This window comes from Cupriavidus sp. 2TAF22 (genome assembly GCF_052115045.1).
Lineage (GTDB): Bacteria > Pseudomonadota > Gammaproteobacteria > Burkholderiales > Burkholderiaceae > Cupriavidus.
In genome coordinates, this window is sequence record NZ_JBFRFX010000013.1 from 61,770 (window position 1) to 86,702 (window position 24,933).

Below are 24,933 nucleotides of genomic sequence, written 5' to 3' on the forward strand. Positions count from 1 at the left end.
GGCAAGTACTCGGCAAGTACTCGGCAAGTACTCGGAAAATGGAGAAGTTTCCATTTCATCTTGGGATGTTTCCGCACCATCGAATCACTGCCGCGATGGATTCTGACTTGCCGGCCTCCATGGCTGGCACATACCAATCGGCTGTTTCGCAGAGACTCCATGCTGGAAATAAAATCGTCGGAAACTTCATCAGCGACACCCTTTTCCTTCATCGCCACGGGGCACTGGCTGCGCAAACACTGGATGTGGCTGCTTATCTTTGTGCCCGTCGTCTCAGGCATCTCGTTCTCCATCCTGTTCGCCGCCAGCGAAAATTACAGGAGCGAAGGCTTCCTCAGGGCAAGTCGAAAACTGACGGAGTACAACACCCAGCGCTCCGCATTCGCGGACAAAGGCGCGCTACGCCGCTTTCTCGGCCACGAACAACTGGGAGGTGACGCCAACGGGCAATATCTGGCAAATGCCTTGCAGGAGAGTTTTCTCCGCAAGCACGTGACACCCGTGCTGCCTTATTCAAAAGCGGAACTGGGATATCTCAACAACAGCAAGACGCCCATCGACATGGATATCCTTGGCTTCGCCATCTCCTTTGCCGCGCCATCGCCTGCGCAAGCGACAGCAAGGGTAAGAATCCTGGGAGACTTCCTCAAGGACACCATGCTGCGCCAGGAACTGACGGAGATCGTGCACACGAAGGCCGCCGAGTTCAAGGCCAAGAAGCAGAGAATCGACAACCAGCTCATTTCGAAACGGCTCGAACTCCGCCAGGAAACCGCGCGGATGAAGTCCCTGAAGATCATAGCCGGCAGGTACCCCGGCGCATCGAAGCTCGAATCCAGGCAACTGCTGTCATCCGATGCCGGAAGCTCGAAATATCTGTCGCCGGTGGCGCAGCTTGTCGGAACCGAATCCCTTATCGTCGATCTTCGCACGGCGATCGATTCGCTTGAGCGGGAAGCCGCCCAGAATACGCTGCGCGAAGCATTCTTCGCTCGCGCGGAGGCATCGAGGGACCCTGCCAACTCGGGCAAGGCCATGCTCGCCGTCTACCTTGCGCTGCAGAAAAACATGTTCGACGGCGCCGATCTGAAAGACGACGACATCCGGGAAGTCTTCAACGACATCGGCCTGATCGCAGAGGAACTCCGAACGAAGCACCTCGTCAATACGCACTTCGCCTCGGGGCCAACCGTGCCCGAGCGTCGCGCCGGGCACGGGACGCTGGCGATAGCGGCATTTTCCCTGCTGAGCGGATGCGTCATGACGGGGATGGCGCTTGTCGGTCTTGATTTCGTCAGGCGAACGAATGCCGACGGTATGAACCGATGATGGCGCGGGGTTGGATTCATTGATTGACCGACCGCCAGTTCGTCAGGCAGGAAGAGGCCAGAGACGGCCCGTCGCGAGCAAGCCTCCCCAGCTCGCAGGCCTATTCCTCGAATAGCATGAGGACCATGAACAATGCGTTCACCACCAGCAGGCCGCTCAGGATGAGCGTGGTCACAGGCATGCTGCGGATCCGTCGGTAAATGTCCGGCACGCCCGGGAACCGCTGGCCCAGCCTGCGCGTGAACAAGCAGGCCGAACCCACGCCGAGGATCCCTAGCCATGCCAACCCGCCAAGCGATCCCACGCGGTAGGCAGTCCGCTCTTGCGCGAGAGGCGCCTTGATCCACCTTGGCTCAGCCTCTGAAGGTGCACCGGACATGGGGGCCAGCACGGGCGGTTGCGCACTGGTCTGCGTGTAGATCCGTTGTGGAGGCGCGCTCGGTTCCCGCGTCGATGTCATCGACCACTTCGCCTCACCGCGTCTCGGCCTGCCTCGCGCCGCCTTATCCTCCGGCGTGTCACCCGCAGACGCGGCAAGCGGCTTTTTCGGCTGGACGGTATCTCGTGCTGCCTTCTTCTGGGCAGCATGCTGTTGCCAGCCGGCGAAAAGCTCGTCAAGGCATTTCACCGAACCACATGCATCCCGGGTCTTGCGCCAGGCAGTGATGTCTGCCTTGCGGATAAGACCCGCACGCAACATCCGAAGCTGGCTGGCGTAAATGCGCTCATACCCGATATTGAGCAACGCGTAGTCGCAGATCAGGTTCTCGGCATGCGGACGCTTGTTCGCCCGCTTCAGGCAGTTCTGGCCGCCCGCCATCGCATCCTCGCAATGGACGGAAGCCGCGCGCAGCGACGTCTTGCAGGCGATATCCGACGCCTGCGCACTGAAGGCGAAGAAAAGCCCCAAGGCAATGAGGGCGGCCAGATGGCTCATGAGCCTTTTCATCGTCTTCTCATGGAATTAGAGAATTCGGCGCCGGGATCCTATGCGGATCAGCCCTGTATTCTGCTACCGCGCCTCGCGAATGCGGAGTGCGATACCACACATATCCCGGTGCGCGCTCGGACAAAATGCAGTCCTGAACGGCCACGAGCGTGATCGCGACCATGCTGACGAGGATCCCCGATGACTGCGGAGTTCCGCGGCAGGCCGCCGCCGGCGATGGCCACCTCTGCCGACCTCTGCCGACCTCTGCCGACCTCTGCCGCTAGACTCTCCTGATTCCACCCACTACGCTGAGTTCACGACTGAAGCCGATTCCAGGGAGCCAGAATCCATGACGCCACGACCATTTGCGGTGACCCCGGACACGTACGCGCGCCCGCTCGATGTGGTGGGAGAAAAAATAACGGTGCTCGCCTCGAATACCGCGACGCAAGGTTATGAAGTCTTCCTGCAGCAGGGCGACGAGGGCGCCGGACCACCGCCGCACAGCCATGCCTGGGACGAATCGTTCTATATCCTGAAGGGCAAGATCGAGATTCGCTATGGTGACAACACCATCACCGCCACGCCCGGCACATTCGTTCACGTGCCGGCGGGCACGATACACAGTTTCCGCTTTGGTCCGGGCGGCGCCGAGATGATCTCGATGACCAGCCATACCGGCAATGCCGCTCAACTCTTTGCGGCGATCGACAAGGATATCCCCGCGGGAGCCCCGGACATTCCCGCGCTGATCGCGATTGCCGGGAAATGCGGAGTGACTGTCGCCGGTTGATGCTCCCGGGGGCGCCACCCTGCTTTCTTGGCATGGCGGCGTTTCCGTTCAGGGCCAGGCCGGGTCAACCCAGGTAAGCGCAGCACTGGCGCACCGGTCACCTGGCGAGGATAAAGATCAGAACGAGTCCGTTCGCAACCAGCAAGCCACTCAGGATAAGGAGCGGCACCGGTATCCTGCGTCTCGGCCGGTAGATGCTTCTGCGTCCGCGCCCGTAGATGCCTGGCGCCCCCGGAAACCGATGGCGCAACCTGCGGTCCCACAGGTAAGCCAGGCCGCCGCAAAAGATCCCCAACCATGCCAGCACGCCAAGCGATCCCCAGCCGCCGGCAGTCCGCTCTTGCCTGGGAGCGACGCTGACTCGATGAGGCTGCGCCACTGGCGGAGCGACAGCGATGGGCGCAAGCACTGCCGGCTGCGAGACCGTCGTGGCAATCACCTGTGGCGGCGCAGTTCGATCCTGCGTCGGCGTCACGACCCAACTCACATTGCCAAGTCTCGGCCTGCTGCGAGCGGACTTGACTGCCGGCGTGCGACGCAACGATGCGGCCAGCGGTTTGCCCGGCTGGGCGACGGCTTGCTCCGGCTGCGTCCTGGCCACGTCCTGCTGCCAATTGGCGAAGGCATCGTCAAGGCACTCCACCGACGTACAAGCATCCCGGTTCCTGCGCCACGCAAGAACACCTTCATGCTGGATGGCGCCCGCCAGCAGCATCCGATCCTGGTCTGCGTAGATGCGCTCATACTCGATATTGAGAATCGCGTAGTCACAGATCAGACTCTCGCCTCGCGGGCGCAGATCTTCCTGGCTCACGCACCGTTGGCCGGCTGCCAGCGGATCCTCCTCGCAGCGGATGAAGTCCGAGCGCAGCATGGTCTTGCAGGCGATTTCCGACGCCTGCACCCCGGCGGCGGAAAAAAGACCCAATGCAATGACGGCGGCCAGATCGCTCACGAGCCTTTTCATCGAGTCTTCCCCAAGGAGGTAGAGAATCCGGCGCTGTGGTCCCGGCGCGGATGCGATTTGTATTTTGCGATGACCTTGCAGGCGCGAGGCGTGCGATACCCCACTTATTCCCGCACGGTTTCGGACAGAGTACCGGCTTGATCCGCCGCTGACCGGGCCTTCATGGATGGCTGACGCGTGTTCGAACCGGGATTATCGCGGGCGGCTGCATGGGCAAATGAAGACCCACCGCGCCCGGGGCTGGACGCCGCTCGAATCGGAGCACCGGCGGGCTTTTTGCTGTTCGTCCTCCGAGTCCTACACTGAGTGTGTGGTCATCCCAAAAGGAGGCGCCATGACAGTAGCTATCGTATTCACCGTTGCAATTGTGCTCTTGTATGTACTCGCGGTGAGGGCCGAATTCTTCCACAAATCCCCTCTCTATCCCGAGCACGCGCACCCTCTCCACTACTGGTGGAATCGATTGATTCACCACAAGCGCTAGACGGCGCCACCCGCCCATCCGGCGGGTTTTTTATCGCCGTACGCGTCGCCCGGCTATGCGGCATCGAGCCGCAGCCAGGCAGGAAAGCGGCCGTCGAACTCCAGCGCCGAAATATCGCCCAGGTGCGAGCAGGCATCGGCTGGCAGAGCGATGCTGAGTTCCTTGTGCCAGACCACGAAGCCGGTGAGCCGGACTACACGCATGCGCTCTTCCCTGGGAACCGGGTATTGAGCGACATGCGTGGGCAAGGGCACCAGCGAAACGCGCCTGCGCACCTCATAGGTGAGCCATCCCGAGGACTCGCGCCGCACCAGCGCCAGGCCTGCCACCTGGTGGTGCAAGTAGAACGCCCGGAGGGCAGAGACGACCAGAATCAGCACCAAAATCTGCAGCATGGGTAGCCTCCCTTCCAGTGCAGCTACAACCATGGCCAGAACCGCTGGCCTCACAGCAAATGTGACAGATCGCACACCTTCCGTGCATCCGGTCTTCTACCGACAACCGCCACGCCTGGGTTCAGTGCCTGCCCAGCAACTGGACACAAAGATAGGCCGCGGCGGGGAGCAGCAAGCAAGCCGCCAGACGCAGGTAGTAGCCCTTGCCGTGGCGCGAATGGACGGAGTGGAAATCGTGGATCAACGGCTTCATGATGGCGCCCCCTTTGCGAATGCAGCGAAGAACCGATCCCCTGTCTGGATTGTAGGTCTCGGTACGCCGTTATGAAGCAAGGGATATGCCGAGTCTCTCAGGTCAGAAATCGGCTACGTCACTGCACGTTCATTGGCAGCAACACCATCTGCTTGCCCTGCAGGTGCAAGCGCTCTTGTATTTCGGCCGGGGTCTGGTTGTGGAGCCACGCTGTCAGGAAGTTGACGTGACGGAAAATCAGCTTGCTGGCAAAACAGACGCTATTGGGATACTCGGTCATCACACTGTCGACCAGCCGCATGAACTCGGCGACGGGATTGGTGCCGAATGCGGCCCGGGAGTCGGCCGCGGCCCCGTGCCGCTGGCACGTAGCCACGTAGTAGCGCAATGCCTCCCCGACGGTCGTCTGAAGGTGGCGCAGCGTTTCCTGCCCCTCGTAGCTCTGGGCATCGACTTCGCCCACGGCGACGAAAATGAAGTTCTTGAAGTGCCCGGGAAACAGTCGTTCCACCCAGAGCAGTGCGTGCATGCTGACGCCGCGATGTTTCCCGACCAGAACGACGGCTGTCGGCTGGGCCGGGTCGACCGGACGGATACGCGCGGGATCGACATGCGGAGGGGCGCCCGCGAACGTCTCGTCGACGCGTGCCAGCTCGGTCCGGGTAGCCGAGTAATGGCGCTTCACCAGCGCGCAGAGCGTGATGACAATACCGGTAACCAGGATGGTGAGCCAGCCACCTGAGGTGAACTTCTCGACCACGGTGATCACGAGTATCGTTGACGTCACGGACAGGCCCAGGAACGACAACCCAAAGCGGACGATCCAGCGCGCTTCGACCCGGTGCCGCCACCAGTAGATGCAAAGGCCGAGCAAGGAAAGGCTGAACGTCAGGAATACGTTGATGCTATAGAGCACCACCAGCAGCGCCACCTTGCCTTGCGTCCAAAGCAGGATCAGTGCGCTCGCCACACCCATCACGATAATCCCGTTCTGTCGTACCAGGCGGGCGGAGAGGTCCCTGAAATGTCGTGGCACCCAGTGATCCGCCGCCATGTTCGACAACACAGCCGGTCCATCAAGAAAGCCCGTCTGCGCGCCGACCAGGAGCAGGCCTGCCTCGAACGCCAGCACTGCCACCAGCAGGGCACCACTGGCAAGTGGCGAGCCTAGCCGGAGGCTGTCGATGATGTGGTTGAAAACCACCGCATTCAAGGTCTGGCCTTCCACGGGCGCGGCGTGCCAAAGCATGTAGAGGAGAATGATCCCGCCTGCCGTAAAGGCCAGGGAAGTTGCCATATAGAACATGGTCCACTTGCCATTCAGCACGCGCGGCTCGGCGAGCATGTTGACGTTGTTGGAGACGGCCTCCAATCCCGTGTACGTACCGCCGCCAAGGGAGAACGCACGCATCAGCAGCGCCATGACGACGACCGGTCCCATCGCGTGCGACATCGTCGATGCCTCGCCCGTTGCGGCCGGAACCACGCTGGCGAGATTGTCGGCATGCGCAACGATGCCATAGGTGATGAGCCCCAGATGCAGGACTACAAAGCCCATGAAGATTGGCAGCATCACCAGGATGGATTCCTTCATGCCGCGGAAATTGAGTGTCGTCATCATGACGACGATGGCAACTTCGGTTGCCAGCTTGTAGTGCTGCGCCGCCAGCGGGAGCAGACTGAAAAAGGCGTCGACGCCGCTCGCCAGCGAAGTGGCCACGGTCAACACGTAGTCCACCAGCAAGGCCGCGCCGGATACCAGGCCCGGGCGCGGCCCCAGCAGCGCGGTGGCGACACGATAGCCGCCACCGCCGGTGGGAAACAGCTCGATGACCTGGTTGTAGCCGACAGCAATGATGAACACCGTGCTGGCAGTCGCCATGGCCAGGAACAGCGCCAGCGGCGTATGGCTTCCAAGCGCCAGGAAGGCTTCCTCCGGGCCGTAACAGGACGACGACAGCCCGTCGGCGCCAAGTCCGACCCAAGCCAGCACAGGGGCGACCGCGATCGCATGGCGCGTCGCCGGCGCGAGCGGATCGAGTGGCTTCCCGGCCAGGTATCCCAACCACCTTGATCGCCCCGCCATAGTCATCCCCCTGCAGGCCACCCCCGTGTAGGGTGGCCTGCACCAGGTTCGTCGATAGTGCCCCCCCGGAAGCGGCACATCCGACCATGTGACTAATGTAGGCGCAGGCGAGAGGGGGAATCATCGCCACGAGAATTTTTATGCCTTTTTTATACGGCGCCGGCGGCTTTTTGATGCCCGCTGTATGTGGCACCGCATAGTCTTGAAGCGTGGGAACCTGAGCCGCGCGTCTCCGCGCGCATCGCCGCCTCAGCCACCATCCAGGGAAGCCATCAAGATGATCAGGATACTTGTGCCGGTAGATGATTCGGAGTGTGCTCTGGCGGCTGTCCGGCATGCAGCCTTTCTTTTCCGGGAGGGAAGCGCGTCGGAGGTCGTACTGCTGAACGTACAGCCCGCCCTTGAACGCAGCCGGGCCGGCGCATTCCATTCACTTGCCGAATTGCGGGAGCTTGAATCCAGGCTGGGAGAGTCCGCACTCTCAAGGGCGATGGAGATTCTCGATGATTCCGATGTGCGATACGTGGCCTTGATCGGGTTGGGCCGCACGGCGAGCACGATTGCCATTGCCGCAGATGCCAACCGTTGTGACGGCATTGTGCTCGGCGTTACGATCTGGTCGCAGTTCAAGGCCTGCTTCGGAGGCGGCATGCCCGCAAAGATCATGCGGCGATCAAGCGTGCCGGTGACCGCCGTCAAGGCCTCCAAGGCGCAGCCCGCAGGGAGCATGCCCGCACAGCCACAACCGCAGCGGACGCACCCTCACCCGCGGCTTGTGGTCTATTCGTCTGCATTCTGAGTGGCCGTTCTGGCTGTTGGCTGAGAGCGTTCATACATGCTCACCGCAGCTTTCCAGGATTTCATCGCGCTCACATGGGCGGGAAAAAGCGAAGAGCGTATCAGGCCAGTGGTGTGTCGTGCGCTCAGCAGTGACAACACCAGGTGCATGACCGTTCCACGCGCACGCGGCACGCTGGCGGCATGGACACCACCGGACTCATCCGCCGCCCAACCGTCAGCCGTTGCCCCTCTCGGCCCAGTCACCGCCAAACGTGCTCTCGGTCGTGGGCCGCGTCTCATCTGATCGCACCTTGCGAAGGCAGAAGTACCCCAAGGCCAGGAATACCCCGACAGCCAATACAGTGGCCACGCCAGCGACGCACGATGCCGCATCGCAACCCGCCTCTTCGTTTTCGGCCATCCTGGTCTCCTTGGACGTTGTCATAGGCAACTGCAAATGGATCTTAGCACCACCGGAGAAGCGGCCATCTCAAGGAGTCCGCGAGCGGGAGAAATACAAGACAACGGCTTCCGAAATCGCCCGGAAAGCCTTGCTGCACAAGGGAAAACGCATGCCATTGGGGTGACGCAGAAAAGTGGCCAAGCAGGACTCTGGCGCAATGAAGCGGAAACGCAAACGCCGAAAATCAAGAGCTTGCGCCACGCATTGGCAATGATGCGGGTAGCTATCCCTCATGGCGTTTCCTGACGCTAACTCCGCCACCCACGGCGAACGCCATACGCTCCACCCGCCTGCCTCGCCATCGCGAGTCCGACAAGGTTGGCGGTGCGAACCATCAACCTACGTCCTATAAATGAAGTTCGATGACCACCGTCGATATGGCACCGTACTCGCCGTACTCGCCAAAATGGGCAGCCGACGTCGGCGTGCCGCGCCAGAGTGGTGCGCCGCTTTCTCACTGATTGGCAAAAGGAGTTAGCCAAGATGGCCAAGAACACGATCTGCCTGTGGTACGAACACGATGCCGAAGAGGCCGCGCGCTTCTACGCCAAGACCTTTCCGCAAAGCAGCCTCGGCGCTGTCCACCGTGCGCCGGCCGACTATCCCGACGGCAAGACGGGCGACGCCCTGACTGTCGAATTCACCGTCGTGGGCGTACCCTGTATCGGTCTCAATGGCGGCCCGCGGTTCAAGCACAGCGAGGCCTTTTCCTTCCAGATCGCGACTGACGATCAGGAAGAGACCGACCGGTACTGGAACGCGATCGTCGGCAATGGCGGGCAGGAAAGCCATTGCGGCTGGTGCAAGGACAAATGGGGCATTAGCTGGCAAATCACCCCGCGCGTGCTGACCGATGCACTCGCCAAGGGTGGCGACGCGGCCAAGCGTGCGTTCGAGGCGATGATGCCGATGAAAAAGATCGACGTCGCCGCCATCGAAGCGGCCGTGCGCGGCTGAGCAATACCGTTCCCATTCGGCTGTCCACTGTGGCCAGCCGAATAATCGCGCATCTCAGCCTCGTCCGGGCCGTGGACCAGCGCAATCGCCTGGGGCGGCTTACTTGGCCACGGGCATCGCGAATTCCGCACCTTTGGCGATGCTGTCTGGCCAGCGCTGCATGACGCTCTTGTAGTGCGTGTAGAAGCGGACGGCCTCCTCGCCGTAGGCGTGATGATCGCCGAACAGCGATCGCTTCCAGCCCCCGAACGAATGCCATGCCGGCGGCACCGGACTCGGCACGTTGATGCCCACCATGCCGATCTGAATCTGCCGGGAAAATGCGCGCGCCGCGCTGCCGTCGGATGTGAAAAGCGATACGCAGTTCCCCAGTTCGTGCGCGTTGACGAGTGCGATCGCACTCGCGAGATCAGGCACGCGGACAACCGACAGGACCGGCCCGAAAATCTCTTCCCGATAGATGCTCATATCAGGCTTCACGTCATCGAAGAGCGAGCCGCCGAGAAAGAAGCCCTCTTCGTGGCCGGCCACGGTATGGCCGCGACCATCGACCACGAGCTTGGCACCTGCCGCGACGCCCGCCTCGATATAGCCCAGCACCTTGGCGCGATGCGCGGCGCTGATGAGCGGCCCCATGTCCAGGTCGGGCTCCATGCCGCCGCCGATCTTGAGCGAGCGCACGCGCGGCGCAAGACGCTCGATCAGCTCGTCGCCAATATGCCCCACCGCCACCGCGACCGAGGTCGCCATGCAGCGCTCGCCGGCCGAGCCATACGACGAGGCAATCAGCGCATCGACCGCTTGATCGAGATTGGCATCGGGCATGACGACCAGATGGTTCTTCGCACTGCCCAGGGCCTGCACGCGCTTGCCGCGCTTCGCGCTTTCGGTGTAGATGTATTCAGCGACCGGCGTCGAGCCGACGACGGATATCGCGGCCACATCGGGGTGCTCGATCAGCGCATCGACGACGGCCTTGTCGCCATGCACGACATTGAAGACGCCTTTGGGAAAGCCCGCCTCGAGGAACAGCTCGGCAAGCCGGATCGATGCCGACGGTGTGCGCTCCGAGGGCTTGAGCACGAAGGTGTTGCCGCACGCGGCCGCCATCACAAACATCCAGCACGGCACCACCATCGGGAAATTGAACGGGGTGACGCCCGCAGCCACACCGAGCGGCTGACGCAGATTCCAGTTGTCGATGCCGCCGCTGATCTGATCGGTGAAATCGGTCTTGAGCAGGTTCGGAATGCCACACGCGAATTCGACGATCTCGATACCGCGCACCACCTCGCCCTTCGCGTCCGAAAACAGCTTGCCGTGGTCGCGCGTAATGAGCTCGGCGAGTTCGTCCTGATGCGCCTCGAGCAGTTCCTTGAACTTGAACATCAGACGAGCGCGCTTCAGCGGCGCGGTTTCGCTCCAGGCCGGGAACGCGGCTTTCGCAGCGGCGACGGCGGCATCGACTTCAGCTGTGCTTGCGACCGGCACGCGGGACGTCACGCGGCCTAGCGCCGGATCGAATACATTGCCGAACCGCCCGCTCGCACCAGCGGCGCGTTCACCGTCGATGAAATGACTCAGCTCGCGCACAGCGCCTTGATTTGCTTCGCTCATACCTTCTCCTATGGGGGGATGCAGGTGCCGCCCGCGCCATGCCTCCTCATGTCTTCGAACATTGGTTTTTCGGCTTCAACGCCGATCGGCCCGACGGCTCCAATAGACGCAAATATAGGCGCTTTGCTCTAATTTCGAACACCCGCATCGGACACAACAGTCTTGCGCGTCGGGAACGAATCGCAATTTAACGAAAGGCTCTCCGCCTGCGCTCAACGGTGATTTTCCGCACATCGCAATGACCAAAGACGCGAAGCCGGATCCATGTACGAACGCACCGTGCACATCGAGAGCGGCAGGCAAGCATGGCGGCCAGGACAAGGCGATATCCGAGCGTATGACGCGGGCAAGAAGGTCGTCGGTCGCCGCGTCGTCGGCTTCATCGCCATGGATGCCGACGGCAACGGCATGGCGCGCGACGCCCACCTGCGCTCCTGAGGGATTCGTGCCCGCCCTCGCGCCCGCATTCCTGCAAAGAGGCTTCTTGCCAACGCCGGCAGCAAGGCGGTAGGTCGCCTTGCCCATGCACCGCCCCGGGAGCGCCTCAAGCGGCACTCTATTGTGATCGATTCAATCAAAACTAGGGTAAACATCGACTGCATCAGTCAATCCAAACCCTATAATGACCCAATCGATCAGATGAATCCGTCTATTTTGACTGATTCAGTCAGACAAAATCCCCGTCATCCAGATCGTCGGCCTCCATATGGGGGCGCCGCCGGGACGAGCGACCAGCAAGAAGGAGCAAAGCATGGCAGTGCAGTTCAAGGGCATCATCCCCGCCCTCATTACCCCGATGACCGCCGACGAAGGCGTAGACGAAGACGGCCTGCGCACGCTGGTCGACCGCTTGATCGACGCCGGCGTCCATGCGCTGTTCGTGCTCGGCACCAACGGCGAGTTCATCGCGCTGAACGAGGAAGAGAAGCTGCGCATTGCCCGCATCACGGTGGAACACGCGCGCGGCCGGGTACCGGTGATCGCCGGTACCGGCGCCTATGCCACCCGCGACGTCATTGCGCTGAACAGCAAGATGCTGGACCTGGGCGTGGATGCCGTCTCGGTCATCACGCCCTACTTCAACGGCGCCACCCAGGCCGAGCTGTTCACCCACTACAAGCAGATCGCCGAGTCCACGACGCTGCCGGTCATGCTCTACACGATCCCCGCGAAGGCCGGCATCACGCTGACCATCGACACCGTGCGCCGCCTGGCCGAGATCCCCAATATCCGCGGCATCAAGGACAGCGGCGGCGATTTCGACCGCCTGCTGCAACTGATCAACCTGCGCCGCGACGACTTCGCGGTGTTCACCGGCACCGACTCGATGATCCTGTGGACGCTGATCGCCGGTGGCGACGGCGCGGTGGCCGCCACCACCAATGCCGTGCCGCATGTGGTGATGTCGATCTGGAACGAGTTCCAGGCCGGCAACGTGCCCGCCGCGCGCGCCGCGCAGGAATCGCTGCGCGCACTGCGCGACGCCTTCGCGCTCGGCACCATGCCCGTGGTGCTGAAGACCGCCGCCGAAATGCTGGGCATGCCCGCCGGCCCGGCCCGCGCGCCCGCCAAACCGCTGGACCCCAAGACCCGCGAGCGGCTGGCCGAGGCGCTGTCCATCTACCGCGCCGCCGGGCAACAGTGACCGGCCGCCCCTCATCGACACCCCAAGCAAGCTGCCCATGACCAACACCTACCACTTCCAGACCGTCAAGCATATCGTCCACGGCGCCGGCAGCCTGGCCCTGCTGCCCGAGAAGCTGGCGCTGCTCGACCGTCCCGTGTCGCGCATCGCGCTGATCACCCAGCCCGTGATGGAAGAGAACGGCGTGATCGGCCGCGTGGTGGCCGCGCTGGCCGAGCGCGACGTGGAAGCGCGCATCGTGCGCGGCGTGGAGCCCGAGCCGACCATCGAGAACGTGGAGACCGTGTTCCGCGAGCAGATCGCGCCGTTTGCCCCGCAGGCGATCCTGTCGATCGGCGGCGGCAGCGTGCTCGACGCCGCCAAGCTGTTCGCGGTGCGGCTGACCAACGACCAGCCCCTGCGCGAATGGCTGGGCATCGACCTGATCAAGCAGCCCGGCGTGCCGATGATCCTGGTGCCCACCACGGCGGGCACCGGCTCCGAGGTGACGCCGAACGCCATCGTCACGCTGCCTGACGAGGAACTGAAGGTTGGCATTGTCAGCCGTCACCTGCTGCCGCAGCTGGTGATCCTGGATGCCGAGCTGACCTTCGGCCTGCCCCAGCCGATCACCGCCGCCACCGGCGTCGACGCGTTCGTCCACTCGCTCGAATCGTATATCTCGACCAAGGCCAATCCGGTCAGCGACATGTTCGCGATGGAATCGATGCGGCTGATCGGCGCCAACCTGGTCGAGGCGTACCGAAACGGCAGCTCGGTCAAGGCGCGCGAGGCCATGATGCTGGGCTCGATGTACGGCGGCCTCGCGCTGACCGCGGCCGGCACCGCCGCCGTCCACGCGCTGGCCTACCCGCTCGGCGGCATGTTCAATATCACGCACGGCGTGGCCAATGCCATGCTGCTGCCCCACGTGATGGCCTTCAACAAGGACGCCATCGTCGGCCGCCTTGCCACCGTGGCGCGCGCGCTCGACGTCTGCGGCCACGGCGACGATGACGAGTCCGCGGCGCAGAAGCTGATCGACCGCCTGGCCGAATGGACCGACGTGCTGCAGATCCCGCAGGACCTGCGCGCGTTCGGCGTGTCGGAAACGCACCTGGACGCGCTGGCCGAGGCCGCCGCCAAGGTCAAGCGGCTGCTCGGCAACAACCCGAAGCCGTTGAGCCTGGCGGATATCAAGGCGATCTACCAGCGCCTGCTGCCGTGAACACCGTCGTCCACCGCGGCCCCAGGCTGCTGATCCTCGCCGACGACCTGTCCGGCGCCGCCGACTGCGCCGTGGCCGGCGTGCGCGCAGGCCTGCGCAGCACCGTGATGCTGAGCGCGGACGCCGGCGCCCCCGGCACCGCCGATACCGCCGATGCCGCCGATGCCGCCGATGCCGGCTTGCTGGCGGTGGACACCGATTCCCGCCGCGCCAGCCCGGCCGATGCCGCCGCGCGGCAGGTTGCCGCCTGGCGCAGGCTGGCCGGGCCCGCCACGCGCCTGTACAAGAAGATCGATTCGACGCTGCGCGGCAACGTGGCAGCCGAAATTGCCGCCCTGGTGCCGCTTGCCGGGCTGGCCATCGTCGCGCCGGCCTTCCCTGCCGCCGGCCGCACGACACGCGACGGCCGCCAGTGGCTGCGCGGCGTGGCCGTGGAGGAAACCGAGGTCTGGCGCAACGAGTCCATCGCCGGACGCGCCGACCTGTGCCACATGCTATCGAGCCACGGCCTGGATACCGCCCTGCTGGCGCTGGCCGACGTGCGCGCCGGCGCCACCGCGCTGGCGGCCCGGCTTGCCGCGCTGCAGGCAGGCGGCACCCAGGCCGTGGTATGCGACTGCGAGACCGACGCCGACCTCGAACGTGTCGCCGACGCCTCGGCGCGGCTGGCGCACGCGTTCTGGGTCGGCTCGGCCGGCCTGGCGCCCGCGCTGCTGCACGCGCTCGGCCTGTGCGACGCCAATGCAACAACGACCGCCACGCCGTTGCCGGCCATTGCGCAAGCCAGCACGGGCGGCCCCGTGCTGACCGTGGTCGGCAGCATGTCCAGCGTGTCGCACCGCCAGGCCGAGCACCTGAAGGCCGCGGCGGGTCCCGCCCTGCTTGTCCTGGACCTGGACACTGCCACGCTGGGCACCGCGCAGCCAGTGCTCACGCGCACCGTCGCCGACGCCCTGCGCGACGGCCGCCACGTGCTGGTCACGCTGAGCCAGGCCACGCGCGGCGACAGCGCCGACGGGCTGCTGTTCTGCCAGCGCCTGGCCGCGCTGCTGGCCCCTGTCCTTCCCCACGCCGGCGGCCTGATCGCCACCGGCGGCGAAACGGCGCGCGCGCTGCTGGCAGCCGCCAGCGCCGGCGCGCTGCAACTGGTCGACGAGATCGAGACCGGCATGCCGCTGCTCCATGCCTCGCTTCCCGGCGGCATGCTGCCGGTCGTTACCAAGGCCGGCGGCTTCGGCACGCCCGGCTCCCTCCATGCCGCCTGGCAACGACTTGCCGGCGCCGCACCGCGCCATCTATCTAGAGGAATCCCTGCAATGTCCTATCGTCCTGTCATCGGCATCACCATGGGCGATGCCGCCGGTGTCGGTCCCGAGATCATCATGAAGGCGCTGACGCACCGCGACGTCTACGAACAATGCCGCCCGCTGGTGATCGGCGACACCGCGCGCCTGCGCGATGCCGGCAGCCGCGCCGGCGTCAAGCTGGAGGTGCGCTCCATCGCCCGGCCCGCCGAGGCCGAGTTCCGCTTCGGCGTGGTGGACTGCATCGACCTCGGCCTCATTCCCGCCGACCTGCCCTACGGCAAGCTGTCCCCGATCGCGGGCGACGCGGCCTACCAGTTCATTGCGCGCACCGTCGAGCTCGCGTCGGCCGGCGAGCTGGACGCGATCTGCACCGCGCCGCTGAACAAGGAAGCGCTGCACGCCGGCGGCCACATCTTCCCCGGCCACACCGAGATGCTGGCGCACCTGACCGGCATCGAAGAAGTCTCGATGATGCTGGTCGCACCCAACCTGCGCGTGATCCACGTGACCACGCACATCGGCCTGCTCGACGCCATCCGTCGCATCGAGCCTGGCCTGGTCCAGCGCACCATCGAGCGCGCGCACGCCACGCTGGTGCGCGCGGGCATCGCCAATCCGCGCATCGGCGTCTGCGGCATCAACCCGCATGCCGGCGAGAACGGACTGTTCGGCTACGGCGAGGAAGAGGAAAAGATCGTGCCCGCGGTCGAGCTGCTGCAGGCGCGCGGCTGGCAGGTGGAGGGACCCCTGCCCGCCGACACGCTGTTCTTCCGCGCCGGGCGCGGCGACTTCGACGTGGTGGTGGCCATGTACCACGACCAGGGCCACGGTCCGGTCAAGGTGATGGGGCTGGAAGCCGGCGTCAACGTCACGGTGGGCCTGCCGGTGATCCGCACCTCGGTCGACCACGGCACCGCCTTCGATATCGCGGGCAAGGGCATCGCCGACGAACGCAGCCTGCTCGAGGCCTTCCGGCAGGCGCGCGACCTCGCCGCCCACCGCGACGAACCGGCCGCGGCACGCGCCGCCTGACACCCACAAGGCAAAGCGCCACAGGCGCGGGCCGGACCGGGCGGATACACGCCGGGCTGGCCGCGGGCAATCACGCTCAAGCATCAGGAGACAAAGATGACTTCGTTCTCGTACTGGGACACCGTCACGATCATCGCCATGGTGGTGGTCTACATCATCGTGACCAGCATCGCCAGCATCCGGCTGCGCAGCCGCAATACCGAACAATTCATGGTCGCCGGCCGCTCGATGCCGGCGGTGGTGGTGGCGGTCCTGCTGATGTCCGAGTACATCGGCGCCAAATCGACGGTCGGTACGTCGCAGGAGGCCTTCAATGTGGGCATCGCTGCCTCGTGGTCGGTGATCTCGGCCGCGATCGGCTTCCTGCTCTTCGGGCTGTTCATGGCCAAGCGCCTGTATGCCTCGGGGGAGTTCACCATCTCCGGCTTCATCGCCAGGAAGTACGGCCCCACCACCAAGCTGGTGGTCTCGGCCATCATGATCTATGCGCTGCTCCTCGTGAACGTGGGCAACTACGTCAGCGGCGCCGCGGCGATCTCCACGGTGATGCACATCAACCTGACCACCGCGGCGGTCATCACGGCCATCATCAGCACGATCTACTTCGCCTGGGGCGGTCTCAAGAGCGTGGCCTGCCTGACCATCGTGCACAGCGCGGTCAAGCTGCTCGGCATCGGCATCCTGGTGGCGGTGGCGTGGAAGCTGTCCGGCGGCATCGCGCCGATGGTGCAGACCATGCCCGAGCACTATTTCACCTGGAAGGGCGCGCTCGGCGGCGGCACCATCGGCGCCTGGATCATCGGCTCGGCCGGCGCGATCTTCTCCACCCAGTTCATCATCCAGGCCATCTCCTCGACCAAGAGCCCGGCTGCCGCGCGCCAGGCCTCGCTGATCGCGGCGGCGCTCTGCGTGCCGATCTCGATCGCGCTCGGCTTCATCGGCGTGGCGGCGAAGTTCCTGTACCCGAACATCAAGAGCCTGTATGCGCTGCCGGTCTTCCTCGAGCACATGCACCCGCTGCTGGCGGGCGTGGTGACCACCTCGCTGGTGGCATCGATCTTCGTGAGCGTCTGCACGGTGGCGCTGGCCATCGCGTCGCTGGTCGTCAAGGACTTCTACGTGCCGCGCTACCAGCCGACTCCCGAGCAGGAATTGCGCGCCACGCGCTGGATCTCGCTGGCTGTGGGCGTCCTGCCACTGGTGTTCGTGCTGTTCGTGCCGCAGATCCTGGCGCTGTCGTTCTTCACCCGCGCGCTGCGCCTGTCGGTGTCCATCGTGGCGCTGATCGGTATCTACCTGCCGTTCTTCGGCAGCAACCGCGGCGCGGTCAGCGGCCTGATTGCGGCGGCGGTGGCCACCACGGCGTGGTACCTGCTGGGCAATCCGTTCGGCATCGACAACATGTACATCGCGCTGGTGACGCCGGCGCTGGTGCTGGTGGTCGACAAGCTGTGCTTCCGGTCCAGCACGCCCGCCAGCGGCACGCCGGCCGGCGGCGCACCGGCCAAGCACGCCGCGCACTGAATCAACCCGATTTCAAGAGACAAGACATGACCAGCACCCAACCGGCCCCCGCCAGCGACGCAGTGCAAATCGCCTTCGACCCGCACGTGTATCCCGCGCACACCGACGCCAGCCGCCGCGAAGCCTACCTGCCCACGCCCTGCGTGCAGAACCATGCCGCCAACCTGCATGTCCTGCCCAACGGCGACCTGCTGTGCGTGTGGTTCGGCGGCACGCAGGAAGGTATCCCCGACGTGTCCATCTACATGTCGCGGCTGCCCGCCGGCGGCGACGCGTGGCTGCCGGCCGTCAAGCTGTCCGATGACCCCACCCGCTCCGAGCAGAACCCCGTGCTGTTCAGCACGCCACAGGGCCAGTTGTGGCTGATCTACACGGCGCAGTTGTCCGGCCACCAGAACACGGCCATCGTGCGCCGCCGCATCTCCAGCGATGGCGGCCTCACCTGGGGGCCGATCGACACCCTGTTCGACCATGCCGGGACCTTCGTGCGCCAGCCGCTCGTGGTGTTGCCCGACGGCGCCTGGGCGTGCCCGGTGTTCCTGTGCCGCACCAGGCCAGGAGAGCGCTGGGTCGGCAACGACGACATCAGCGCGGTCATGGTCTCCAGCGACCAGGGCCTGACCTGGCAGGAGCACACGGTGCCCGACAGCGTCGGCTGCGTGCACATGAACGTGCAGACGCTGGCCGACGGCAGCCTGCTGGCGCTGTATCGCAGCCGCTGGGCGGACACGGTCTACGCCAGCCGCTCGCGCGACGGCCGCGACTGGAGCGCGCCGCAACCCACGGCGCTGCCGAACAACAACTCGTCGATCCAGTTCGTGGCGCTGCGCAACGGGCACCTGGCGCTGGTCTACAACGAAAGCGACGCCTCCCACAGCACCGGGCGGCGCACGTCGCTGTACGACGACATCGAAGACTCCGAAGACAGCGGCGAGCTGCGCGACCAGCCGGCGTCGGCGCGCGGCGCTGCGTTCTGGGGCGCGCCGCGCGCGCCGATGTCGCTGGCCATCTCCGAGGACGGCGGCAAGACCTGGCGCCGCCGCCGCAACCTGGAGATCGGCGACGGCTTCTGCATGACCAACAACTCCGCCGACCAGCGCAACCGGGAGTACTCCTACCCGTCCATCGTGCAGGGTGCGGACGGCGCGCTGCATATCGCCTTCACGTACTTCCGCCAGCGCATCAAGTACGTGACGGTGGACGAGTCCTGGGTGCGCGGCTGACGGGCCGGGCGGGCAAGCGCCAGATGCGTGGCATTCTTTGCTACATTTAGCGCTCGTTGCATGCCGCACCCTGGCATGCGCCCTGACACCGTCCCAGGACCAGCAGACATGAAAGTGACCAAGCGCCGCGAGGCAATGCACCAGGCCGTGCTGAGCGGCATGACCGATGTCGCCACGCTGTGCGAGCACTTCGGCATGTCCGAGGCCACCGTGCGGCGCGACCTGCGCGCGCTCGCGTCCGACCGCCGCATCCTGCGCACCTATGGCGGCGCGGCGGCAGTGGGCTCCCACGAGCCCGAGGCCCCGCTGGAGGAGCGGCGCGTGAGCGGCCGCGAACAGAAGGACGCCATTGCCCGCGTGGCCTGCACCCTGATCGCCGATGGCGACACCGTGTTCCTCGATGGCGGCACCACCACCGCGGCGCTGGCGCGCCATCTCCCCGGCAAGGCCGTGCAGGTGGTGACCAACAACCTGCTGGTGGTCGCGGCGCTGGCCGCGAGCGGCCTGCCGGTGACGCTGGTCGGCGGCGACGTGCGGCCCTCCAGCATGAGCACCCTGGGGCCGCTGGCCCAGCTGTCGCTGAGCCGGATCAGCGTGGACAAGGCCTTTCTCGGCGCGGACGGCGTGGTGGCGAGCAACGGCCTGTGCGAAGCCTCGGCGGACCAGGCCTACCTGAAGGAATGCGTGGTCAGGCAGTCGGCGCAGGTGTTCGTGCTGGTCACCGCCGACAAGGTCGGGCGGGCCAGCCAGCAGCACTGGACGCCGCTGGAGCGCGCATGGACGCTGATCACCGACGATGCCGTGACCCCGGACCAGTTGAGCGCCTTCACGGCGCATGGCGAAGTCACGGTGATGACGGCCTGACCGTCGCCCGCCCAGGGGCGAGGCCGAGCGCAAGGCCGGCGTGGTCGATAGCTAGATCGACGCCAGGGAAATCACGTCAGCCAGGTGCTGCTTCTCGCGAGCCAGCTCCCCCGCGACGATCTCCGCCATCGCCGCCAGGCTGGCCTGGACGATGGCCGCGGCATCGACCTCGAAATAGCGGCGCAGCGCCGCCCGCGAATCGCTTCGCCCGAAGCCATCGGTGCCCAGCGTCACATAGCGGCGCCCCGGCGGCACGAAGGCACGCACCAGCTCCGGCAGCGCGCGGACATAGTCGGTCGCGGCGACGATCGGACCGCTGCCCGCCCCGAGCTGCCGCCCGAACCAGCTATCGACTGCGGCAATGGTGCCATGGCGCCACAGGCGTTCGCGTTCCACCCCTTCGCGCGCCAGCTCGATATAGCTGGTCACGCTCCAGACATCGGCGGCAATGCCATGCACCTGCTCGAGCAGGCGCGCCGCCTTCAGGACTTCGCCCATGATTGCCCCGCTGCCGAACAACTGCACGCGGTGGTCGAACGCTGCGCCACGCCGCAGCAGGTACATGCCCCGCACCACGCCTTCATGCGCGTCGGCTGGCAGGCTCGGGTTCTCGACGCTTTCATTGGTGACGGTGACGTAATAGAACTCGTCGGCCTGTTCGCTGGCCATGCGCCGCATGCCATGGTCGACGATGACCGCCAGTTCCCCCGCAAAGGCCGGATCGTAGGCGCGGCAGTTGGGAATGGTCGATGCCGCCAGGTGGCTCGTGCCGTCCTGGTGCTGCAGGCCCTCGCCGCCCAGGGTGGTGCGCCCCGAGGTGGCGCCGATCAGGAACCCGCGTGCGCGCTGGTCGGCGGCGGCCCAGATCAGGTCACCCACGCGCTGGAAGCCGAACATGCTGTAGTAGATATAGAACGGCAGCATCGTGACGCCATGCGTGGAATAGCTGGTGGCCGCCGCCGTCCACGACGACAGCGCGCCGGCCTCCGTGATGCCCTCCTCCAGTATCTGCCCATCCTTGACCTCCCGGTACGACAGCATCGATGCCGAATCCTCCGGCTGGTAAAGCTGGCCGAACGGCGCGTAGATGCCGACCTGGCGGAACAGGTTCGCCATGCCGAACGTCCGCGCTTCGTCGGCGACGATCGGGACGATCCGCGGGCCCAGCACAGGATCCTTGAGCAAGGCGCCGAGGTACCGCACCAGCGCCATGGTGGAGCTCATGGCCTTGCCATTGGCATGCAGGGCGAACGCGGCGGTCTTGTCCAGCCCGGGCACCGGCAACGGGCCGGCGCCGGGATGGCGCGCGGGAAGATAGCCGCCGAGGGCGGCGCGCCTGGCTTGCAGGTAGCGAATCTCGGGGCTGTCCTGCGCCGGGCGGTAGAACGCGGCCTGGGCCACCTGTTCGTCGGTCAGCGGCAACTGGAAGCGGTCCCTGAACGCGAGCAGATCCTCGGGGCCGAGCTTCTTTTGCTGGTGCGTGGTCATCCGGCCTTGCGCGATGGCGCCCATGCCGTAGCCTTTCATGGTCTTGGCCAGTACCACGCAGGGACGCCCGTTGCGCCTGGCGGCGTCGGCAAATGCCGCGTAGATCTTCACCGGATCGTGCCCGCCCCGGCGCAGGCGGTCGATCTCGTCGTTGGACAGATGCGCCACCAGCGCGCGCAGCGCCGGCGTCTTGCTGAAGAAGTTCTCGCGATTGAACGCGCCATCGTTGGCCGAGAGCGTCTGGAATTCTCCATCCACGGTCTGCGCGAACGCGCGGCTGATGGCGTGATCGTGGTCACGCGCCAGCAGCGCGTCCCACTCCGACCCCCACAAGCACTTGACGACATGCCATCCTGCCCCCGCGAACAAGGCCTCGAGCTCATCGACAATGCGCCCGTTGCCGCGCACCGGCCCGTCCAGGCGCTGGAGATTGCAGTTGATGACGAACGTGCAGTTATCCAGCTTTTCCCGGGCGGCTAGCGTCAGTGCTGCGATCGACTCCGGCTCGTCCATTTCGCCATCGCCGAAGAAGCCCCAGACCCGGCGCTCGCTGGTCGCTTTCAAGCCCCGGTTTTCCAGGTAGCGCATGAAACGCGCCTGGTAGATGGCGTTGAGCGGGCCGATGCCCATCGACCCGGTCGGAAACTGCCAGAAGTCCGGCATCAGGTATGGATGCGGGTAAGAACTCAGGCCGCGAATCCCTTTGCCTTCTGCAACGATCTCTTGCCGGTAGTGGCACAGCGACGCTTCGTCCAGCCGGCCTTCCAGGAAAGCACGCGCATAGACGCCGGGCGCCGAATGCGGCTGGAAAAAGACGAGGTCCCCGCCTTGCGCGGCACCGGGGCCGCGGAAGAAATGCTGATAACCCACCTCGAACAGGTCTGCCGCCGAGGCATAGCTCGCGATGTGGCCGCCGAGCTCGCCATGCGCCTGGTTGGCGCGCACCACCATGGCAAGCGCGTTCCAGCGCAGGATCGCCGACAGGCGCCGCTCCATCGCCAGGTCGCCGGGATAGGCCGGTTGCGCTTCGACCGGGATCGTGTTCAGGTACGGCGTGGCCTGTTCCGGCCGCCACTGCAACCGATGCTTGCCGGCATGCGCCAGCAACGCATCCAGGATGGCGCAGGCGCGCTCCCTGCCCTGCTCCGGGCCCCAGGCCGACAACACGCCATCGAGCGCGTCGCACCACTCCTGCAGCTCCTGCGGATCCGCCTGCACAATCGGAGCGCTCGCCAGGATGGCGCCGAATCGGTTACGAGATGCCATCTTCAAACCCTCCCGCCGGCAACCGCCCGGCTCAATTTGCCTGGATGCCAGCCTTCTGGGCAATGGCCCGCATGCGCGGCAGGTCCTTGTCGATCATGGCGCTGACCTGCTCCGGCGTTGCATAGGAGGGCTCCAGGCCGTTGGCCACCAGTTTTTCCTGGATCTCGTGGTCTTTCATGGTCTGCGCCAGGGCCTTCTCCAGCCGTGACCTGACATCGGGCGGCAAGCCGCGCGGGGCCGCGATCGCCACCCATGAATCCGCATCGAAGCCCGGGAAGCCGGTTTCCGCGACGGTGGGCACCTCCGGCAGCAGCGTCGCGCGCCTGGCGCCCGCGACCGCGATCGCCTTGATCTTGCCGCTGCGGATATGTGGAAGCGATGCCGCGATGGTGTCGACCGAGAAGGGGATCTGGCCTCCGATCAGGTCGGCAATGGCCGGGGCGCTACCCTTGTAGGGGATGTGCTGGAGCTGCATGCCTGTGGCGCCCAGGATCATCTCGCCCGCGAAATGGCCGGTGGTGCCATTGCCGAACGAGCCGTAGGCGTATTTCCCCGGCGCGGCCTTCACCGTCGCCATCATCTGCTTGAGGTTGTCCACCGGGACATCGCGATTGGCCAGCAGGATCAAGGGCACCCGCGCGACCAGGCCGATCGGCTCGAAGCTTTTCACCGGATCGTATGGCAGATTCGCATTGATGGCGGGATTGACCGTGAAGGTCGAGCCTGAACTGATGAACAGCGTGTAGCCGTCGGGCGCGGCCTTTGCCACATAGCCGGCGCCAACGATGGTGCCGGCGCCCGCGCGGTTCTCGATGACCACGGGCTGGCCGAGGCGGTCGCCCAGCTTCTTGCCAACCAGTCGTCCCATGATGTCTACCGCCCCGCCCGGCGGAAACGGCACGACCAGCACGACAGGCCTGGCGGGATATCCCTGGGGCTGCGCATGCGCGGCGCACATGGCGATGCCCAACAGCGACAGCGCCTTCACCGCCATCGAAACGCTTCGTGAAACGACGTTCATGCGCTACTCCTGTGATTGAGCGACGGGGGGCAAACGGGGGGCAAACAGGAAGCTGACAGGGAGCAAGACGAGACCGGGGGCTTTGCCGGACAAGCGCCCCCTGATGCCGGCGTTGCACCACCGGCATCAGGGTGCAGCCATCGTGCCGGATCAGCCGTTCCGGAACAGGAAGCTGTAGGCGCTCAGCGCCGGAGCGCCACCCAGGTGGGCGTAGAGCACCTTGGAGCCTTCCGGGAATTCGCCGCGGCGGACCAGGTCGATCATGCCCTGCATCGATTTCCCTTCGTAGACCGGGTCGGTCATCATGCCTTCGAACTTGGCGCTCATCCGGATGGCTTCGAGCGTCTCTTCGGAGGGCAAGCCATACTCCGGCCCGCCGTAGCGCGTGTCGAGCACCACGTCGTCGTCGGTGATATCGCGGCCCAGGTCCACCAGGTGCGCGGTGTTCCTGGCAATGCGCAGGATCTGCGCCCGGGTCTGCTCCGGCTTGGCCGATGCGTCGATGCCGATCACGCGGTTGGCCCGGCCATCGGCGGCGAAGCCGACCACCATGCCGGCCTGCGTGCTGCCGGTCACCGAGCAGACCACGACGTAGTCGAACTTGAAGCCGAGTTCCGCTTCCTGCGCGCGCACTTCTTCCGCGAAGCCCACGAAACCCAGGCCGCCCAGCGGGTGCTCGGAACACCCCGCCGGAATCGGGTAGGGCTTGCCGCCCGCCTGGCGCACGCTTTCCATGGCCTCTTCCCAGCTCTTGCGGATCCCGATATCAAAGCCATCGCTGACCAGGCGCACGTCCGCGCCCATGATGCGAGACATCTGGATATTGCCAACGCGGTCATAGACGGCATCGGAGTAATTCACCCAGTCTTCCTGCACCAGCACGCACTTCAGGCCGAGATGCGCCGCCACGGCCGCCACCTGGCGCGTCTGGTTCGACTGGATGCCGCCGATGGAGACGAGCGTGTCGCAGCCCTGGGCAAGCGCGTCCGGAATGATGTACTCGAGCTTGCGCGTCTTGTTGCCGCCGAACGCCAGGCCGCTGTTGCAGTCTTCGCGCTTGGCATAGAGGTCGACCTTGCCGCCGAGATGCGCGCTCAGGCGCTTGAGCGGTTGGATGGGCGTGGGGCCGAACGTCAGTTGGTGGCGGGGAAAGCGCTTGAGATTCATGCTGGCAACTCCTTGGGTTTCTGGTTTTCCTGGGACAGGGGCGGGAATCCATGCATCAAGGCTGGCGAAGAACACGGGCATGTGGAACCACCTTTCGTTGATGCTGCGACGGACTCAATCCTAGAAAAAAATGC

General features: G+C 65.2%; 22 protein-coding genes. 12 read left to right on the forward strand and 10 right to left on the reverse strand.

Annotation, left to right across the window (positions count from 1 at the left end):
* Positions 1-159: 159 nt before the first annotated feature.
* Entirely contained in the window at positions 160-1,329 is a 1,170-nt protein-coding gene (locus AB4Z48_RS16710) for a hypothetical protein (RefSeq protein ID WP_441615831.1), read from the forward strand.
* 100 nt (positions 1,330-1,429) lie between these two features.
* Here AB4Z48_RS16710 and AB4Z48_RS16715 read toward each other — a convergent pair whose 3' ends face one another.
* Entirely contained in the window at positions 1,430-2,266 is an 837-nt protein-coding gene (locus AB4Z48_RS16715) for a hypothetical protein (RefSeq protein ID WP_441615833.1), read from the reverse strand.
* 343 nt (positions 2,267-2,609) lie between these two features.
* Here AB4Z48_RS16715 and AB4Z48_RS16720 point away from each other — a divergent pair, with 343 nt between their 5' ends.
* A complete protein-coding gene (locus AB4Z48_RS16720) occupies positions 2,610-3,053 on the forward strand; it encodes a cupin domain-containing protein (protein ID WP_441615835.1) in 444 nt (147 codons plus the stop codon).
* Positions 3,054-3,150: 97 nt separating this feature from the next.
* On the opposite strand, the gene AB4Z48_RS16725 is transcribed toward AB4Z48_RS16720, so the two are convergent.
* From AB4Z48_RS16725 to AB4Z48_RS16740, 4 genes are all read right to left on the reverse strand, one after another.
* The gene (locus AB4Z48_RS16725; protein WP_441615836.1) at positions 3,151-4,008 is read right to left on the reverse strand and encodes a hypothetical protein; all 858 of its coding nucleotides are present in this window, start codon (positions 4,006-4,008) and stop codon (positions 3,151-3,153) included.
* A 549-nt stretch (positions 4,009-4,557) separates the two neighbouring features.
* Positions 4,558-4,899 carry a hypothetical protein gene (locus AB4Z48_RS16730; RefSeq protein ID WP_441615838.1) on the reverse strand — a complete coding sequence of 114 codons (342 nt, stop codon included), beginning with the start codon at positions 4,897-4,899 and terminating at the stop codon, positions 4,558-4,560.
* Positions 4,900-5,020: 121 nt separating this feature from the next.
* Entirely contained in the window at positions 5,021-5,152 is a 132-nt protein-coding gene (locus AB4Z48_RS16735) for a hypothetical protein (RefSeq protein ID WP_441615840.1), read from the reverse strand.
* A gap of 118 nt (positions 5,153-5,270) precedes the next feature.
* On the reverse strand, positions 5,271-7,238 hold the full coding sequence (locus tag AB4Z48_RS16740; RefSeq protein ID WP_441615842.1) for an APC family permease: 1,968 nt from the start codon (positions 7,236-7,238) through the stop codon (positions 5,271-5,273).
* A 277-nt stretch (positions 7,239-7,515) separates the two neighbouring features.
* On the opposite strand from AB4Z48_RS16740, the gene AB4Z48_RS16745 reads away from it, so the two are divergent.
* Positions 7,516-8,037, forward strand: a complete 522-nt coding sequence (locus AB4Z48_RS16745) for a universal stress protein (protein ID WP_441615844.1) — start codon at positions 7,516-7,518, stop codon at positions 8,035-8,037.
* 216 nt (positions 8,038-8,253) lie between these two features.
* On the opposite strand, the gene AB4Z48_RS16750 is transcribed toward AB4Z48_RS16745, so the two are convergent.
* Positions 8,254-8,439: a hypothetical protein gene (locus AB4Z48_RS16750; RefSeq protein WP_441615846.1), complete on the reverse strand. Its 186-nt coding sequence runs from the start codon at positions 8,437-8,439 to the stop codon at positions 8,254-8,256.
* Positions 8,440-8,475: 36 nt separating this feature from the next.
* Between AB4Z48_RS16750 and AB4Z48_RS16755 the strand changes: the two genes are divergently transcribed.
* Entirely contained in the window at positions 8,476-8,727 is a 252-nt protein-coding gene (locus AB4Z48_RS16755; RefSeq protein WP_441615848.1) for a hypothetical protein, read from the forward strand.
* A 237-nt stretch (positions 8,728-8,964) separates the two neighbouring features.
* Positions 8,965-9,438, forward strand: a complete 474-nt coding sequence (locus AB4Z48_RS16760) for a VOC family protein (RefSeq protein WP_441615849.1) — start codon at positions 8,965-8,967, stop codon at positions 9,436-9,438.
* A gap of 99 nt (positions 9,439-9,537) precedes the next feature.
* Here AB4Z48_RS16760 and AB4Z48_RS16765 read toward each other — a convergent pair whose 3' ends face one another.
* Positions 9,538-11,055: a CoA-acylating methylmalonate-semialdehyde dehydrogenase gene (locus AB4Z48_RS16765; protein WP_441615851.1), complete on the reverse strand. Its 1,518-nt coding sequence runs from the start codon at positions 11,053-11,055 to the stop codon at positions 9,538-9,540.
* Positions 11,056-11,319: 264 nt separating this feature from the next.
* On the opposite strand from AB4Z48_RS16765, the gene AB4Z48_RS16770 reads away from it, so the two are divergent.
* The 7 genes from AB4Z48_RS16770 (at position 11,320) to AB4Z48_RS16800 (ending at position 19,857) form a co-directional block, all read left to right on the forward strand.
* Entirely contained in the window at positions 11,320-11,493 is a 174-nt protein-coding gene (locus AB4Z48_RS16770) for a hypothetical protein (protein ID WP_441615853.1), read from the forward strand.
* Positions 11,494-11,806: 313 nt separating this feature from the next.
* Entirely contained in the window at positions 11,807-12,700 is an 894-nt protein-coding gene (dapA, locus tag AB4Z48_RS16775) for a 4-hydroxy-tetrahydrodipicolinate synthase (RefSeq protein WP_441615855.1), read from the forward strand.
* Positions 12,701-12,737: 37 nt separating this feature from the next.
* Complete coding sequence (locus AB4Z48_RS16780; protein WP_441615857.1) at positions 12,738-13,907, forward strand: iron-containing alcohol dehydrogenase; 1,170 nt, start codon at positions 12,738-12,740, stop codon at positions 13,905-13,907.
* Positions 13,904-16,246, forward strand: coding sequence for a 4-hydroxythreonine-4-phosphate dehydrogenase PdxA (gene pdxA, locus AB4Z48_RS16785; protein ID WP_441615859.1), 2,343 nt, complete (start codon positions 13,904-13,906; stop codon positions 16,244-16,246). The genes AB4Z48_RS16780 and pdxA overlap by 4 nt, the downstream gene beginning before the upstream one ends.
* A 96-nt stretch (positions 16,247-16,342) precedes the next feature.
* Positions 16,343-17,770 (forward strand): sodium:solute symporter family protein, encoded by a 1,428-nt coding sequence (locus AB4Z48_RS16790; RefSeq protein ID WP_441615861.1) that lies wholly within the window; start codon positions 16,343-16,345, stop codon positions 17,768-17,770.
* A 26-nt stretch (positions 17,771-17,796) separates the two neighbouring features.
* Positions 17,797-18,993: a sialidase family protein gene (locus tag AB4Z48_RS16795; protein ID WP_441615863.1), complete on the forward strand. Its 1,197-nt coding sequence runs from the start codon at positions 17,797-17,799 to the stop codon at positions 18,991-18,993.
* Between the two features lie 108 nt (positions 18,994-19,101).
* A complete protein-coding gene (locus AB4Z48_RS16800; protein ID WP_441615865.1) occupies positions 19,102-19,857 on the forward strand; it encodes a DeoR/GlpR family DNA-binding transcription regulator in 756 nt (251 codons plus the stop codon).
* A 51-nt stretch (positions 19,858-19,908) separates the two neighbouring features.
* Here the strand turns inward: AB4Z48_RS16800 and mdeB are convergent, their stop codons facing one another.
* The 3 genes from mdeB to AB4Z48_RS16815 form a co-directional block, all read right to left on the reverse strand.
* Complete coding sequence (gene mdeB, locus AB4Z48_RS16805) at positions 19,909-22,611, reverse strand: alpha-ketoglutarate dehydrogenase (RefSeq protein ID WP_441615867.1); 2,703 nt, start codon at positions 22,609-22,611, stop codon at positions 19,909-19,911.
* Positions 22,612-22,642: 31 nt separating this feature from the next.
* The gene (locus AB4Z48_RS16810) at positions 22,643-23,632 is read right to left on the reverse strand and encodes a Bug family tripartite tricarboxylate transporter substrate binding protein (protein ID WP_441615869.1); all 990 of its coding nucleotides are present in this window, start codon (positions 23,630-23,632) and stop codon (positions 22,643-22,645) included.
* Positions 23,633-23,782: 150 nt separating this feature from the next.
* Positions 23,783-24,799: a 1-aminocyclopropane-1-carboxylate deaminase gene (locus tag AB4Z48_RS16815; protein WP_441615874.1), complete on the reverse strand. Its 1,017-nt coding sequence runs from the start codon at positions 24,797-24,799 to the stop codon at positions 23,783-23,785.
* Positions 24,800-24,933: the final 134 nt, after the last annotated feature.